This window comes from Pseudomonas sp. SDO55104_S430, from assembly GCF_054070595.1.
Genome location: NZ_JBSVXG010000146.1, coordinates 1 through 15,319 on the forward strand (window position 1 = coordinate 1; position 15,319 = coordinate 15,319).

Annotated in this window: 12 protein-coding genes; 4 read left to right on the plus strand and 8 right to left on the minus strand. The window is 60.9% G+C overall.

Annotated elements, in window-relative coordinates; all coding sequences use genetic code 11:
* Positions 1 to 120: 120 nt before the first annotated feature.
* Positions 121 to 1,620: an AMP nucleosidase gene (gene amn / locus ACW9JE_RS21525; RefSeq protein ID WP_457433878.1), complete on the plus strand. Its 1,500-nt coding sequence runs from the start codon at positions 121 to 123 to the stop codon at positions 1,618 to 1,620.
* A gap of 65 nt (positions 1,621 to 1,685) precedes the next feature.
* Complete coding sequence (locus tag ACW9JE_RS21530; RefSeq protein WP_457433879.1) at positions 1,686 to 2,327, plus strand: pseudouridine synthase; 642 nt, start codon at positions 1,686 to 1,688, stop codon at positions 2,325 to 2,327.
* Here ACW9JE_RS21530 and ACW9JE_RS21535 read toward each other — a convergent pair.
* Positions 2,322 to 2,531: a DUF2788 domain-containing protein gene (locus ACW9JE_RS21535; RefSeq protein WP_046815823.1), complete on the minus strand. Its 210-nt coding sequence runs from the start codon at positions 2,529 to 2,531 to the stop codon at positions 2,322 to 2,324. The genes ACW9JE_RS21530 and ACW9JE_RS21535 overlap by 6 nt on opposite strands.
* A 224-nt stretch (positions 2,532 to 2,755) precedes the next feature.
* On the minus strand, positions 2,756 to 3,235 hold the full coding sequence (locus tag ACW9JE_RS21540) for an Lrp/AsnC family transcriptional regulator (protein WP_042934386.1): 480 nt from the start codon (positions 3,233 to 3,235) through the stop codon (positions 2,756 to 2,758).
* 435 nt (positions 3,236 to 3,670) lie between these two features.
* On the opposite strand from ACW9JE_RS21540, the gene ACW9JE_RS21545 reads away from it, so the two are divergent.
* Positions 3,671 to 4,726 (plus strand): DUF6515 family protein, encoded by a 1,056-nt coding sequence (locus tag ACW9JE_RS21545; RefSeq protein WP_457433880.1) that lies wholly within the window; start codon positions 3,671 to 3,673, stop codon positions 4,724 to 4,726.
* Here ACW9JE_RS21545 and ACW9JE_RS21550 read toward each other — a convergent pair.
* Positions 4,711 to 5,616 (minus strand): cation diffusion facilitator family transporter, encoded by a 906-nt coding sequence (locus tag ACW9JE_RS21550; RefSeq protein WP_457433881.1) that lies wholly within the window; start codon positions 5,614 to 5,616, stop codon positions 4,711 to 4,713. The genes ACW9JE_RS21545 and ACW9JE_RS21550 overlap by 16 nt on opposite strands.
* A 29-nt stretch (positions 5,617 to 5,645) precedes the next feature.
* Positions 5,646 to 6,065, minus strand: a complete 420-nt coding sequence (locus ACW9JE_RS21555; protein ID WP_457433882.1) for a polyribonucleotide nucleotidyltransferase — start codon at positions 6,063 to 6,065, stop codon at positions 5,646 to 5,648.
* Positions 6,066 to 6,174: 109 nt separating this feature from the next.
* On the opposite strand from ACW9JE_RS21555, the gene hrpB reads away from it, so the two are divergent.
* Positions 6,175 to 8,691 carry an ATP-dependent helicase HrpB gene (gene hrpB, locus ACW9JE_RS21560; RefSeq protein WP_457433883.1) on the plus strand — a complete coding sequence of 839 codons (2,517 nt, stop codon included), beginning with the start codon at positions 6,175 to 6,177 and terminating at the stop codon, positions 8,689 to 8,691.
* Between the two features lie 164 nt (positions 8,692 to 8,855).
* On the opposite strand, the gene ACW9JE_RS21565 is transcribed toward hrpB, so the two are convergent.
* The 4 genes from ACW9JE_RS21565 to tssI form a co-directional block, all read right to left on the minus strand.
* Positions 8,856 to 9,611: a hypothetical protein gene (locus ACW9JE_RS21565; RefSeq protein ID WP_457433884.1), complete on the minus strand. Its 756-nt coding sequence runs from the start codon at positions 9,609 to 9,611 to the stop codon at positions 8,856 to 8,858.
* Between the two features lie 20 nt (positions 9,612 to 9,631).
* The gene (locus tag ACW9JE_RS21570) at positions 9,632 to 13,099 is read right to left on the minus strand and encodes a T6SS effector BTH_I2691 family protein (protein WP_457433885.1); all 3,468 of its coding nucleotides are present in this window, start codon (positions 13,097 to 13,099) and stop codon (positions 9,632 to 9,634) included.
* Complete coding sequence (locus ACW9JE_RS21575) at positions 13,099 to 13,959, minus strand: DUF4123 domain-containing protein (RefSeq protein ID WP_457433886.1); 861 nt, start codon at positions 13,957 to 13,959, stop codon at positions 13,099 to 13,101. The genes ACW9JE_RS21570 and ACW9JE_RS21575 overlap by 1 nt, the downstream gene beginning before the upstream one ends.
* Positions 13,956 to 15,319 (minus strand): type VI secretion system tip protein TssI/VgrG (tssI, locus tag ACW9JE_RS21580; protein WP_457433887.1); only part of this gene is annotated, 1,364 nt, incomplete at its 5' end. The genes ACW9JE_RS21575 and tssI, both read right to left, overlap by 4 nt.

Consider the following 15,319-nt stretch of genomic DNA (forward strand, 5'->3'; position numbering starts at 1 on the left):
AGTCAGAGTCGATGTGACTGACACTCCGCCTTCGCGAGCAAGCCCGCTCCCACATTGGATCTATGGTGAACTCGGCATTTGTGTCGTCCCCGGTTCCCGTGAAGCGACGATGCAGGCAAGATGAAGCTCTGCAAGTCAGAACACAGGATGCTGATCGTGACCGAAGCTTTTATTGTCGTTCAAACCGCCGAGCAAGCCGTGGACCAGCTTGCGTATCTACATAATCGTGCAACCACCGCACTGAGCGGGGCGCTCAAGCGTTATCTCAAGGATCGTGTCGAGCCGGACGCCGAGCAGCGGGCGATGTTTCGTTACCCCGAGCTGCGCCTGACCTACCACTGCCAGGGCGAAGTGCCGCAGACCACCCGCGCTTACGCCAAGGTCCAACTGCCGGGCACCTACAGCGTCACCGTCACTCATCCATCGGCTTTCCGCAAATACCTGCTGGAACAGTTGGTGCCCTTGATGCACGACTTCACCGTGACAGTGGAAGTCGGGATCAGCCAGCAGAACATTCCTTATCCGTACGTGGTCGAGCAGGGCGATGAGCTGGCCGGCTCCGGCGTGACCGCCGCGGTGCTGGCGCGGGTGTTCCCGAGTACCGACCTGTCGGCGGCCACCGATGGCATTGCCGATGGCCTGTACGACTGGGAAAACACCGATCCGCTGCCACTGGCGCTGTTCGACGCAGCGCGTGTGGACTTTTCCCTGCGCCGGCTGGTGCACTACACCGGCAGCGACTGGCGCCATGTGCAACCGTGGATTCTGCTGACCAACTATCACCGATATGTCGACCAGTTCATCGTCCATGGCCTGGAACAGCTGCGCAACGACCCGCGTTTCGTGCGCATGGTGTTGCCGGGCAACGTGATCATCGAAAAGAGCATGGATCACGGCGAAGCCTCGGCGATTGCCGCCGGTGTGGTCTGGCACCGCTACCAGATGCCGGCCTACCACCTGATCGCCAGCGACGGTCATGGGGTGACGCTGGTGAACATCGGCGTCGGCCCGTCCAACGCCAAGAACATCACCGACCACCTGGCGGTGCTGCGTCCGCACTGCTGGCTGATGATCGGCCACTGCGGCGGCCTGCGGCAGTCGCAGACCATCGGCGATTATGTACTGGCCCACGCTTACATGCGCCGCGACGGGATTCTTGATCGTGTGGTGCCGCCGAACATTCCGATCCCGGCCCTGGCCGAGGTGCAGATGGCCTTGCAGCAGGCGGCAGCGAACATCACCGGCGAGAAGGGCGATGAGCTAAAGAAACGCCTGCGCACCGGCACCGTGCTGACCTACGACGACCGCAACTGGGAGCTGCGCTGGGCCCAGGAGCGACCGCTGATCAACCTGTCCCGGGCCGTGGCGGTGGACATGGAAAGCGGCACCATCGCCGCCCAGGGTTATCGCCTGCGAGTGCCTTATGGCACGTTGCTCTGCGTCTCCGACAAGCCTCTGCACAGTGAAATCAAGTTGCCGGGTTCGGCCAACGCCTTCTATGAGCGAGCGGTCAGCCAGCACTTGAAGATCGGTATCGAGGCGGTGGACCTGTTGCGCACCGAGCTCAACTCGCTGCACTCGCGCAAGCTGCGCAGCTTCGACGAGCCGCCGTTCCGCTAACGATGGTCATTTGACGGTCGGGGCACTAGCATTGTCAGCCCTGACCGTCAGATGTTCTCTTTCCCATGTCCCGTCCCCCACGTCCCGTTTCCCGCCGCCCGGGCGCGAAACCCGCGTCACCGTCTTCAGCACCGCGCCGTGTCGCCAAGGCGCCACCGGCCGAGCCGAAGCTGATCCTGTTCAACAAGCCTTTCGATGTGCTGACGCAATTCAGCGATGGCGAGGGGCGGGCGACGCTCAAGGACTTCATCGAGGTTCCGGGCATCTACCCGGCGGGGCGTCTGGATCGCGACAGCGAAGGGTTGCTGCTGCTGACCAACGACGGACAGCTTCAGGCGCGCATCGCCGACCCGAAGCACAAGCTGGCCAAGACCTATTGGGTGCAGGTCGAAGGCGAACCGAGCGAAGAGCAGTTGCAGCGGCTGCGCGATGGCGTCGAATTGAACGACGGCATGACTTTGCCCGCCGAGGCGCGGCAGCTGGATGAGCCGCAGCTGTGGCCGCGCAACCCGCCGGTGCGTTTTCGCAAAAGCGTGCCGACGAGCTGGCTGGAACTGGTGATTCGCGAGGGGCGCAACCGCCAGGTGCGACGCATGACGGCCGCGGTCGGGTTGCCGACGTTGCGGCTGGTGCGGGTCAGGATCGGTGACTGGACGATCGAAGGGCTCGATCAGGGGCAGTGGAAAGAAGTGCCGGCGCGCTTATAACGTGCCGGTTTCGATCAGGCCGATGACCACGCTCTTGATTACGAATGCCGCGACGCCCAGGCCCAGCACGAAGAACAGGATGAACGAGCCGAAGCGCCCGGCCTTGGATTTCTTCGCCAGATCCCAGACGATAAAACCCATGAAAATGATCAAAATGCTGACCAGTCCGGTCATCATCCACTCTTCGAATACTGCAGGATCCATCGGACAACTCCAGCGCGGGCGGGGCTAAAAGACGGCGCGAGTATAAGTCACGCAGGGATCGCGCAGGATGGACCTGCGGCACTGTGCCGCAGTCACCTGTCGGGTTGCTTTACCTGTAGGAGCGAGCATGCTCGCGATGGACTCAGAAACACCGCGGGGTGTCAGGCACCCAACGTTATCGTTGACGACCAACGCGAGCATGCTCGCTCCTACAGGGGTTTATGTCAGTTACGCAGGTGGGTCAGCGGCAGCTCGGTGCTGTTGAGCACCTGGTTCAGCACAAAGCTGGAACGCACGCTGGTCACGCCTTCAATGCGGGTCAGGTGCCCCAGCAGCAGCTTCTGATAATGGTCCATATCCGGCACCACCACCTTGAGCTGGTAGTCGGCATCCATCCCGGTGACCAGGCTGCATTCGAGCACTTGCGGCAGGGTGCGAATGGCCGCTTCGAAGTTCTCGAAGCGCTCGGGCGTGTGGCGGTCCATGCCGATCAGCACATAGGCGGTCAGGCTCAGACCCAGCATCTTGCGGTCTAGCAGGGCGACCTGGCGGGAGATGTAGCCGTCGTCCTCCAGTTGCTTGACCCGACGCGAGCAGGGGGAAGGGGATAGACCGATTCGTTCGGCCAGCTCCTGATTGGAAATGCGCGCGTCGCGCTGCAATTCAGCCAAAATGCTCAGGTCGTATCGGTCGAGTTTGCTCATCAAACAGTTCCTTGTTGTAACTATTGCGGCAGATTATCTATCCAGGGTTAAAAATTGCGCAAGTAATGTTTATTTGAGCAATCTTCGCAATCCTCTGCCGGCGCTCCGAGCCTATTCTTATCACCAGAATCACTGCTCGGACAAACAGTCCAGTGCGGCTCGCCCAAACAGGCCAGCTGCGGTTGCCACCCCCACAGGGGATGAGCCGGCCCCCGAGCTACACACTGTCCAGAAGACGGCGTGAGGTGAGCCGACGCCACAAGCGTCGAGCACGGACGAAGTTCTCAAGGGGAGGCCGACGGGTCTCCCCTTTTTCTTGCGCGCAATTTGAGCCGCGCCCTCAATAAATAAGTTGCGCGACTGATAACCTGTTGCAGAACCGGTCTGCGCTTTCCCAGTCTTATGTACAGGCCCCAACCCTCGATGAGGAACAGTATGAAGTCGCGCATCTGGCATTTGGCTGGAGTCGGGTTGTTATGTGTCAGTGTGACTGCGCAATCGCTGGCCGATGATCAGCAGGGTCATGGGCCAGATGGTGGGCAACATGGCGACGGTGGCCATCAGGGCAACAATCAGGGCCATGGCGGCAACAATCAGCCGCGTCCGCAAAATGGCCAGCAGCAGAATGAGCCGCGTCCTCAAAACAATGGTCAGTATCAGAACAATGGCCAATATCAAAACCAGTATCACGGCCAGAATCAAAACAACGGCCAGTGGCAGAACCGTCAGCAGCCCAATTTCAACAACCCGGTGCGTTCGCCACCGCCTCCGCCGCAGTTGCCGGCCAATGATCTGCCGATCCAGCCTCGTCCCGACGCCGTGCAACAAACTCAGCCGCCACGGCGTGGTTACTACCAGGACGAGCGTCCGCAGAACAACCCCAACCAGCGCTGGAGTGGCTACATCGGCGCGCCATCCAGTCCGCCTCGCGGGTCTTATCACGGCAACGGATGGGGCCCTGGGCCGCAGTACCGACCGGGCCATGTGATCGACCGCTTCCCCGACCGTGATTACCGGGTGCCTTACCGTGGCATGGACTACTACTATTCCGGCGGCTACTGGTATCGCCCGTTGGGCCCGCGGTATGTGGTGGTGGAGCCACCGCGAGGGATTCGGGTCAGTTACTTGCCTGACTATGCCGAACAGGTGGTGGTTGGCGGCTCGATCCTTTTCCTTGCAGCAGGTTCGTACTACGCCTATCAGGAAAGCACCCAGGACTACGAGGTGGTCGAGCCACCGATAGGCACCGTGCAGCCGCAACAACAGCAGCAACCCTCCAATGGCGGTTATGACGTGGAAGCCTATCCGGCGGCCGGTCAGTCTCAGGATCAGATCAATCGCGATGGCTACGAGTGCTATCAGACCGCTGTGCAACAGAGCGGCTTCGATCCACGCACCGCGACCTATCAGCCTGATCCCTCCGTAGTTCAGACCTACCGTCAGGTTCAGGGCAGTTGCCTGAGCAGTCGCGGTTATCAGGTCAGTTTCTGAGCCCTGGCGGCTTTCACCACCTCCTGCGGGTCGGCGTGCACCAGCACTTCGGCTCGCGGGTACGCCTTGTGAATGGCATCTGCGGCCTGATCGCTGAGGCCGTGAGCAACCGACAACGTCAGCTCGCCGGGCAGTTCCAGGTGCAGTTGCACGAACCACTGGTTGCCGGAAATCCGCGTACGCAAGTCATGGGCGCCTAACACCCCCGGCACGCTGCACGCCAGCTCCAGCATGTGCTGGCTGACATCCGGCGGCAGCTCCTCATCCATCAGCACCGCGAAGCTTTCTCGGGCGATCTGCACCGCGCTCCAGAAGATGTACGCGGCGATCCCCAGACCAAACCAGGCGTCCACCTGGTGCAGGCCGAAACTGGCGAGCACCAGCGCTACCAGAATGCTGCCGTTGAGCATCATGTCCGAGCGGTAGTGCAGGGAGTCGGCGCGCACCGCGTTGGAACCGGTGGCCTTGACCACCCGATGCTGCAACATCAGCAGCGCCAGGGTCAGGGCCAGCGAGAAGATGATCACCCCGATGCTGAGCCAAGGTGCCCCCACCGGTTCCGGATGCTTGATCCGGTCCAGCGCCTGCAACGCGATCAACACCGCACTGCCGCCGATGAACAACGCCTGTGCCATGCCGGCCAGGGACTCGGCCTTGCCGTGCCCATAACGATGATCGTCATCGGCCGGACGCAGGGCGTAATGCACCGCCAGGAGATTGAGCAGCGAGGTCACGCCATCAAGGGCCGAGTCGGAGAGACCGGCGAGCATGCTCACCGATCCGCTGAGCCACCAGGCGATGGCTTTGGCGACGATCAGCGTGCACGCCACCGCCACCGAGGCACGGGTCGCCAGCCGCAGCAGGCGGGCGTGTTCGGAGCTGGAGATCATGAGTGCGCTTATTCCTTTACAGGCACCGATTACGCGGCAGGTTGCAGGCCGAACATGGCCAGTTGCTGGGTGCTGCCCTTGTGCTGGATCAGACGTGGGTCATCCAGCGGGAAGCTGCGGCCCAGTTCACGTTCCAGAATAGTCTGCAACTTGAGGTTATCGACCTTGCCGTCGGCGCCGATGGCGTCCTTGAGTTTTTCGGGATCGACCTGGGCGGTCTTGCCGGGCTCGAAGTAAATCGCGCCGGTGGCGAAGTCCACGGCAAACGCGATCAGGCCGGGAATGATGTAGAACAGCAGGCCCACGGCGTCGAGCACGGCGATGGCCGGGTCGATTTTGCCGTCGATCTGGCCACGGCGATCGGGATAGAAAATCGAGCCGCACGCCGTGACCTGGGTCAGCAGGGTCGCGACCAGCACACCGCCGATCAGGCGAAAGGGAATACGCATGTGAAATCTCCTTGGGTCTCTAAAAACGAAGCGTCGTCGATATGAATTAGGACCGCGACAAACGCTGGGCAGTTCGCCGTTATACTCGCGGCTCTGTTTGGGAGCCAGCATGATTTCTTTGCCGATCGATGAAGTTTTACCCGCCCTGCGTGAAGCCCTCGCGACACGCCACGAAGCCGTGCTCGAAGCGCCGCCCGGCGCCGGTAAAACCACCCGCGTGCCCCTGGCCCTGCTCGATGAACCGTGGCTGGCCGGGCAGACCATCCTGTTGCTCGAACCGCGCCGCCTGGCAGCGCGGGCAGCGGCTGAGCGCCTGGCCAGCGAGCTGGGCGAGAAGGTCGGCGAAACCGTGGGTTATCGCATTCGGCTCGACAGCAAGGTCGGCCCCAATACCCGTATCGAAGTGGTGACCGAGGGCATCCTCACCCGGCGCTTGCAGGAAGATCCGGCGCTGGACGGCGTGGGCCTGCTGATCTTCGACGAATTTCACGAGCGAAGTCTCGACGCCGATCTGGCGCTGGCCCTGAGCCTCAATGGCCGTGAGCTGTTTCGCGATGATCAACCGCTGAAAATCCTGCTGATGTCGGCCACCCTCGAAGGTGAGCGCCTGGCCGGTCTGCTCGACGACGCGCCGATCCTGCGCAGCGAAGGCCGCATGTTCCCGGTGGCGATGCGCTGGGGTCGGCCGTTCCAGGCCGGCGAATTCATCGAGCCGCGCCTGGTGCAGACCATCCTCGAAGCCCTGAATGACGAAACCGGTAGCGTGCTGGTGTTTCTGCCGGGACAGGCGGAGATCCGTCGTGTGCATCAGCAACTGGCCGACGCGCTGGGCGATGACCCGCAGGTGCTGCTGTGTCCGTTGCACGGTGAGCTGGACTTGGCCGCGCAACGGGCGGCGATCGATCCGGCGCCGGCGGGCAAACGCAAAGTGGTGCTGGCCACCAACATCGCCGAGACCAGCCTGACCATCGATGGCGTGCGTGTGGTGGTCGATGCCGGGCTGGCGCGGGTGCCGCGTTTCGATCCCGGCAGCGGCATGACTCGTCTCGACACCCAGCGAATTTCCAGGGCCAGCGCCACACAGCGCGCCGGCCGGGCGGGGCGTCTGGAGCCGGGCGTGTGTTATCGCCTGTGGTCGCAGGATCAGCATGAGCAACTGGCGGCCTATGCCAGCGCGGAGATTCTTTCGGCGGATCTTGCGGGACTGGCCTTGCAGCTCGGTCGCTGGGGCGTGTCGCCCGGGCAATTGGTGTGGCTCGACGTGCCGCCTGCTGCGGCTTATGCACAGGCGCAGGATCTGCTCGAACGACTGGGCGCGTTGGAAGGCGAAGCGCTGACCCGTCACGGTCAGGCCATGGCCGAACTGCCGGCGCATCCGCGTATCGCGCATCTGCTGTTGCGCGGGCAGGCGCTGGGGCTGGCGGACATGGCTTGCAATGTCGCGGCGCTGCTCGGCGAGCGGGATATCCTGCGCGGTGCCGGCGCCGATCTGCACAGTCGGCTGGTGCTGTTGTCTGGCGAAGAACGGGCGGCCCGCGGCGCTCAGGGCGGAGTGCAGCGTGCGCGGCAACTGGCACGGCAGTATCGCGGGTATCTGCTTGGCAAAGCGTCGGAACCGGTCAGCGATCCGGATCACCCGCGTTGGCTGGGTGCCTTGCTGGCGCTGGCCTATCCTGATCGGGTCGCCCAGCAGCGCCGTCCTGGCGGCGCCGAGTATCGATTGGCCAATGGGCGTGCCGCGTTGTTTGCCGAGGCCGACAGCCTGATGAAGCAACCTTGGCTGGTGATCGCTGATCTTGGCAGTCGTCAGGGCCAGCGAGAGGAAAGGATTTATCTGGCGACGGATTTTGATCCGGCATTGTTCGACACAGTGCTGGCCGAGCAGGTGCGCTGTGTCGATCAGCTGGATTGGGATGAGCGTGAAGGCGTGCTGCGTGCAGAGCGACAGCGCAAGGTTGGGGAGCTGATCCTCAGTCGCGAACCCCTGACCGGTCTCGACGAAAGCGCCCGCAGCCAGGCGCTGGTCAATCTGGTGCGACGCAAAGGCCTGGAGTTGCTGCCATGGACCCCGGAACTGCGCCAATGGCAGGCGCGAGTCGCTTTGTTGCGCGAGTTGGATCTGGCCGCCAAGGGCGACAGCGAATGGCCCGATGTCAGCGACACCGCGCTGATGAAAAACCTCGAACACTGGTTGATGCCGTATCTCGGTAAAGTCTCGCGACTCAGCCATTTCAGCAACCTCGACCTGTCGAGCATCGTCCACAACCAGCTGCCCTGGCCGCTGCCGCAACGCCTCGACGAGCAGGCGCCCCATCACCTCAGCGTGCCCTCGGGGTCCTCGATCCGACTCGACTACAGCGAACACCCACCGATCCTCGCGGTACGCCTGCAAGAACTGTTCGGCCTGGCCGAAACCCCGCGCATCGCCGGCGGCCGGCAAGTGGTCAAACTGCACCTGCTGTCCCCGGCGCGACGTCCCGTGCAGGTGACCCAGGACCTGGCCAACTTCTGGCGCAGCACCTACGCCGAAGTGAAAAAAGACCTGAAGGGGCGCTATCCAAAACACTATTGGCCCGATGATCCCCTGATCGCCGAGGCCACGGCCCACGCTAAACCACGCAAGTAACTATGTCCCTGTAGGAGCGAGCACGCTCGCGATGAACGTAAGGACACCGCGGGGCAACAGGTTTCCAGCGTCATCGTTGGCGACCATCGCGAGCGTGCTCGCTCCTACAGATGGCGATTTGTGCAGGAATTACGTCAGGAAATAGATCTTTCCTACATTGCTCATTACGTACTGAGAGGAACGTTCACCTTTGCCTTTATGAACGGCACGCCTGAGGACAGATAGGGTCTGATGAATTTCGCTACGTTTAATTTTTGCTTTCGTTTACAGAAGACATTAAGGCTCCAGTTGGTTTTACAATCCTCTCCCTCCAGAGTGATGCTGTATTTCAGGTCAACTACTTCTCGGTTGGTCGCGATGGCAAGTTGCGTTAGCTCCTCCCATTTAAAAGCATAGTGATGGTACTGGGTGTGCATTTCCTGATAGCTCTTAGAGTTAGCCATGGACAGGTACATCAACCCCATCCCGCCTGGACCTATTAATGCGCCAATCAAAAATGCTGGGTCGATGCCTGCCATGCCGATGCAGATAATCACAGTGATGCCTGTGAGCCATTTCATAAATGGCAATACCCACTTTGGAAAGTCCTTCCATTTGCAATACTCGACTCCAGACTGTGTGAAACGGTAGGCGAAATTCATTCGCTGATGCGTCATGGATGAGGTCAAAAGTGAGAAAAAAATAAAGAACCCGAGGCTAACCAATATCCTGGATACGTCTCCCTCGTCCGGAGTAGGGTGTAGATATACAAAGTATGCCCCCCCTCCAGCTACGAAAATTGATGTAAACGCAAACATGCAATTAGCCACAAAAGTATTGTAGTTGCGAGCGCGAATAGTCCACCCCAATAGCTCTGGTTCATCGGCGTACTTCCATTGGAGTTGCGGAGGTAAATCAAGAGGTTTGTTGAATTTAAACATATTAGTGCTCGTCCATTAGCTCAGTTAGGGATGATCAGCTTCAGAAGCTGAGTTTTTTGTTCTCTAAGCACGATGCCGTCCTTTTCATCTAGCTCGCCGCTGAAAGCATTGTTGGTTCGATCCGCTTCGTTCGGGGCCCACTCCAGTGCCACTCGAAACATGTACCCGCGGCCATCAGCACGCTGGAGCACTCCGGGCGGATACTTGATCTCCAGTTCAAGGACTGGACTGTCTTTGGGGAGATGTAGCCAGACTTGCCACACACGGTGCTGTTCTTTGCCGGTGTAGATGAAGTCAGCCGGATTGTCTTTGGTGCCTGGGCTGTCAGGTAGCCGTCCGAATTGTTTTGGATCAACCCAGTAGCCGTTCAGGAAGTGTTCGTAGAACCTGTCTTGGGTGCTCTGCAGTTCGTCGGCATAAAACAGATACGTCTGAATCATCGCCGGTTGCAAGGTCACATCCTTGCCTGCCAGTGTGTTCGGCACCTGGATTTGCAGCCAGAAACCCAGATTCTTTCTCGGCGTGCTGCCCCCGCCTGAGGACAGGGCACGGCCGCCGACGCTGGGACGTTGCAGGATTTCCAAGAGGGCTTGCATCTGCCTGAAGTGGCCTTCATCTCCATGCCATTCAGGAATTGTTCCGCGACCCCAAGTGCAACGGTATAGCCACAGACGAAGCCCCTCGCGCTTGTGGCGGTTGGCGGCCATGCTGACCATCAAGTAGGCGATACCCAAGATAGCCAATGTGATAATCACTGGTTTGGACATTACCCAGGCAAAGCCGAACCAATAGCCAAGGCTCACGCCAATAGTTTGTATCGTGGCAACCACAGACATGCCTTTAACGATATGAGACTTCCCTGTGAGCAAGCCTTTTTCAATCTCGCTGGTGGCGCCATCAACTTCATGGGACAACTGCCAAGCCTCAAGCCCGCTCGCAACAGCACCCAATGTCGCCCACGTCACCGTCCGCCAGATCAGGCCTTTCGAGAGGGTGGCCATTTCGCTAGCCGCTGTTGCCCTGATACTCCCCTTGGAAGCAGCCTTGGCGTCGTTTATCCATTCCGAATACCCCGCCTGTGCAACCTTCAGGGTTTCAGACCCCAGGTTGGCGGTCATCATTCCTGCCCGATTCCACGCCGGCCCCACCCACAACGCCGCGATCGCATTCCCCGCATACGCCGCACTCGCACTCACATTGCGCCACTCATCCGCCGAGAATCTGCCATCGTTTTTCGCCTGTTTCGCCGTGTGATGCAGGTTCCAGGCGTTCAGGCCCACCAGCAAGGCCGGCAAGGCATTGCCCAGGTTCTGGTTCATCCAGGCTTTGGTGCTGCGCAGGTGTTCCTGAGTGCCGAATGTTTTCAGCTGCTCGATCACCTCCGATTTCCCCAGATCGGAGAGCCAGCGGTTGATTTGTGGCAGGTCGATATGCAGGCGCGTGGGGCCTGAGGTTTGAGCGGAGATCTGGTTGGGGCGTTGCAGGAAGAGGTGTTTCAGGCGCTCTTCTTGGGCTCGCAGAAAGTTACGCGCGGCGCGTTGATCGTGAGGCGCCGCGCGATGGCGTAAGGCGTTTTTGGAGGACGCTATCTTGTTCTGCACGGTGGCGATTTCCAGCAGCCAGGCCTGGTACTCGCGTTGGTAACTCGGGTTGTAGACCAGTTGTGTGTCCATGGAGATTTCGGTGGAGATCAGCACTTGGGGTACGGCCAGGGTCAGTGCCAGTTGCTGTTTCATGGCCGGCAGCAGCATGACGCTCAAGCCGTGCCAGGCGTCTCTGGCCTTGTGGTTGGCGACGTCGAGGAGGGTGTTCATCGCCTGTTTGGCGGTGCTGCTCATGGCCTGGTAGAGCTGGCTGTCGCGGACGGATTCCAGGTCCAGCACCGCCTTGATTTCATTGAAGCGGGTGCCGATGCTCGTGGCGTCGCCCGGGGATCTTGGGTTCAGGGTGGGGGAGTGACCGTCGCCTTCGCGGCCCTGGTCGTCGAGTTTGCCGGTGGTGCTGAAGTTGTGGGTGACCTGCTTGATCAGCGCGGCGAGTTCCGGGTTGAAGTTGTACAGCGCGGTGCCGAACAGTTTGCTGGGCTGCGCGGCTTGCGCGAGTAGCCATTGCTGTCCGCGTTCGACGTTGCCCAAGGCGGTGTAGAGGGCATGGGCGGTTTCCAGCAGCTGGCTGGCTTGGTCTTCGTGGCCGGTGTCGTGATAGATCGATTCGGCACCTGGATTGAGTTGGTCGAGCCAGTCGATCAGGTCGTCGGCACTGCGTTGGATATGCGCCTGCAGCTGTGTCGCCTCGACGGTGGTCTGGCTGAGGTAGTTTCGTACTTCGTCAAAGCGCACGTCTTCGCGCCAGAAATGTTTGGTTTCCCATTCCTCAAGGGCTGTCCGCCATTTTTGTTGATCGGGCAGATGGCCCCACCTGGCCTTGAACGAACGTTCGCCAGCCGCCACCGTGGCGCCGGCGCCCATCATCACCATCGCGTTATCCTCGGGCGGCACCAGTTCTTTGGCGCGTTCGACGTCATCATGGGTGCTGAGCAGCGTGTACAGGTCGTCGGTGTAGGCCTGGCGCTGGACCGGGGGCTGCATTGAAGAGGGGATAAACGGCTCGGCATCAAACCCGCACAGGTTCTGTACGGCCAGCGCACTTTGCAATTGGTGTTGATGCAGGGCTTCGAACTGGCTCTGCTCCAAAAGCCGACCGACCAGATTCATGTTCAGGTCATCGATCACCGCCAGCGGATCGTCCAGGGCGACAAACAGCGCCGTGTCCTGCATCGGTACCCGGCCTCGTACCAGCGCTTCTTCGAAGGCCGGCTTGAACGCCGCGTCCGGGTCGGCGGTTTCGGTGGGCAACGAGGTGCTGGTGAAGCTCGGCGCCTGCCCGCCATAGACGAAAATGTCCGCGACGCATTTGCCCAACTCGGTGATCGCCTCGCCGTGGGCGACTTTGCCGGTCAGGCAGTACGCTGGCAGGTCAACGCTGCGCATCCAGCGGGATTGCTCGGCGGCATTGCTGCGCATCAACTCGCACATCCGCCAGGTCCATTGCACCGGTGAGTAGGCGATGCGCAGTTGGGTTCGACGGGAATAGAGCAGGTACTGACGTACCTGGCCGGGGTTGTGGCGGGTGTCCTGATTCAGTTCGCGTTCGGTCCATTCGTGACGAATGAGCATCTCGCGTTCCACCTGATACTCATGGAAGGTTTCGTCGACGCTGCTCCACACGTACAGCCAGCCGTCCCGTAGCTGGCGCAGGGTATAGCTGCGGGTCTTCAACGGTGGCAGGGAGGGGTTTGACCAGTTTTTCGGAAGCGGATTCGGGCCTTGGTTGCTGCCTTTATGCGGTGACTCGTCCACGGCATAACGAACGGGGAAAACCGCCACTTCCTTTTGCATCAATCCGCACTGGCCGGAGCCCATCGGTATGTTCTGGAATTCCTGATTGCGCCGGGCCTGATCCAGCTGGGCTTCTGTTGCGTAGCTCATCACATGTCCTTGTGGTTTTCGGTGGGTAGACAATCGTTATCCATCCGCTGGATACGCAGTTCTGGTGCAAGTTGGAGGGCGTCGGGATTGTGTAAGAGCCAACGCTGATAAGGCCCGTCTGATTGAAATGCGAACCCAATTCCCCAGCGCACGCTGTACTCGACCCAGATGGCGAGACTGCACTCGCTCGACAACCCCCAAGCCTCGGCTTCATCCAATCGTTGATCGAACCATTGGGTTCGGATGCTGTTGTGCACCTGTGCGAAGGGCAGCGGGTGGCGTTGCTCCAACCTCAGATTCAGCCGTTCCATGAAGCGCCAACGGCCAGCGCGGTTCAGTGCCTTCAGCTGCCCTTCACCCAACAGGGCATTGACCCCGTCAGGGGCAGGTCCGGCGCGCAGAAAACTACGCCACGCAGATTGGGGAGGGGGTTCCCAGGAGAGCTGACCTTCAGGCACATGCCACGCCTCGATCGGTCCAAGAATCCCGTCAAGGTGAGTGCCCTGATAGCTCTCCAACCAATGGCGCGCCACCAGCGGATCGGCAAAGCGCAGCAACCCGCTCCCGCCCAGCACATCAGGCGGCGCAATGAACCGCCGCAAATGATCGGCAACAACCTGCATGGGCGCGCGACTGGACAACAGGCTGGCATCCGCCTGCTGGTACTCCTCGTCGATCAAGCTGGATGGCCCGTGAGGCGAAACCAATATCGGCCCCAGATCCTGCAGTTCACTCCACCGCGTTCCGAGATACAGCGGCACAATCTCCAGCGGTTCGCCACGCTGGTACAGACGGGCAAGCGCGTCGGGTCGCAATACACCATCAATCAACAAATAATTGGCTTGGGAAACGTTGTTCACTGGGCGGTCTCCTTCAAGGCTCGCTCCCTGGCAGCACGCTCGCAGACTTCACAGCGCGGCTCCCCGAGCAACAACGCCTGCCGCTGTGCAGGCATCAGCAGATCACCGGCCTTGTCTGCATCCGCCTCCTTCAACGGTCCCGGCAGCAGCGGTGCCGCCCCCGTGCCAGTCCCCGGGCTCCCGCCTGAGTTGAGGTAGATCATTGGCCCGCTCACGGTCACGCCACCGGCGTCGATCTTGATGAAGCTGCCGCCGCCCACCAGCGTCATCTCTGAACCCGCCTCGAGCACCAGCTTCATGCCGCTTTTCAGATGGATTTCCCGACCAGCCTCGACGAGCTGTCCGGTGCCGATTTTGACGTGCTGGTTCACACCCACCGTCAGGTGATCGTCGGCACGGGCTTCGGCTTTGCGGTCCGCATGGACTGTGCGGTGTTCCTCGGCCTTGAACTCGCTGTAGCTGTTCTGCTCGACGGTGTCGTGACGCTCGTTGCCGACGCGAATCTTCTGGTCGTTTTCGATGTTCTCGTCCCAGTCGCGCTGGGCGTGCAGGAAGATCTGCTCCTGGCCTTTCTTGTCTTCGATGCGCAGTTCGTTGGAACCGCTGCCACCTGGCGAGCTGAGGGTCTTGAACACGCTGCGGGTCTTGTTCGTCGGCAACGGGTACGGCACCGGGTGTTCCTTGTGGTACAGGCAGCCGCTGATCAAGGGTTGATCGGGGTCGCCTTCGAGGAAGGTGACCAGCACTTCCATGTCGACCCGCGGGATGGCGATGCCGCCGTAACGGGCGCCGGCCCAGGCCGAGGACACGCGCAGCCAGCAACTGCTCTTGTCGTCGCCCTGGCCTTGGCGATCCCAGTGGAACTGCACCTTGACCCGACCGTACTCGTCGCAATGAATTTCCTCCCCCGCCGGACCGGTGACCACCGCGCTCTGGCTGCCGAGGATCCGCGGTTTGGGATGTTTGAGCGGCGGGCGATACGGCGAGTCCCATGGCGTGGCCCGGAAGCGGTTGCGGTAGCCCTGAGTCAAACCGTCCTTCAGGGCGCTGGAGTCGCTGGTCACCGACTCTTCCAGCACTTGTGGCTGTTCGCCTTCGTGAGTGACTTCGGTGAGCAACCACAGGTCGTTCCACTTGCCGTTCGGGTGCTCGGTCAGGGAGAGGAAGTGGCCGCTGACCAGCAACGGCTGATCGCTCTCACCTTCGGCAAGCCGGAAGTCGCTGCGATGGCGTTCGAGGGCGCGTTTTCCCAGGTGCCGGCCGCGTTCGCGGTCAACGAAGCGCCCCGGGTAGTCGTAGTCCTCAAGGTCGGGCCGCGCGTCGATACGGTTTTCACTTTCGAGGGTGATGCGCGGAATTT